Genomic DNA, 537 nt, shown 5'->3' with positions numbered 1-537 from the left:
GGCCTCCATCCGGACGGCCATTGTCGGGACGACCACCGTTGTCCGGGCGGCCGCCGTTGTCGGGCCGGCCCCAGTCAGGACGGCCGCCGCCGGGGCGGCCCTGGTCTGGACGTTCCTGATCCGGACGGCCACGATCCCAGCCGCCACGGTCGCCGCGATCGCCGCGCCCCTGCCATCCGCCGCGGTCCCCGCCGTCGGGGCGAGGCTGCTGCGGTTGCGGCGCGGGTTGGGGGCTCTGGGGTTGCTGCGCCTGAGGGGCTGGCCGCGCGCCGCCGCCCCAGTCGGGCCGGCCGCCGCGATCCCCGCGATCACCCCGATCCCCGCCGTCCTGGCGGGAACCGCGCCATTCTCGACCCCGCGCATCGGAAGGGTCGGGCCTCTGATCGGCCGCGAAGGCGACGCCGGCCTCGAGGACAGCGCCCCCAAGCAGCGTCGCGATCATCGCCGTCGTGATGAGACGTTTCATTTCGTGCTCCAAAGGGCCTTGTGCGGGCCCCTGCGTCATCCCTTGATATCAGTGTCGGCCTGGCCGCATGA

At 74.1% G+C, this 537-nt stretch carries 1 protein-coding gene; it reads right to left on the bottom strand.

Annotation, left to right across the window (positions count from 1 at the left end; all coding sequences use genetic code 11):
* The coding region (locus J7528_RS24105) for a hypothetical protein (RefSeq protein WP_291879916.1) at positions 1-363 on the bottom strand (363 nt) is incomplete at its 3' end.
* Between the last annotated feature and the right edge of the window lie 174 nt (positions 364-537).

The sequence above is a fragment of the Caulobacter sp. genome (assembly GCF_017744445.1).
In the GTDB taxonomy this organism is placed as follows: domain Bacteria; phylum Pseudomonadota; class Alphaproteobacteria; order Caulobacterales; family Caulobacteraceae; genus Caulobacter.
The sequence above is the reverse complement of the archived record's forward strand: the minus strand, read 5'-3'. Positions and strand labels throughout refer to the sequence as shown.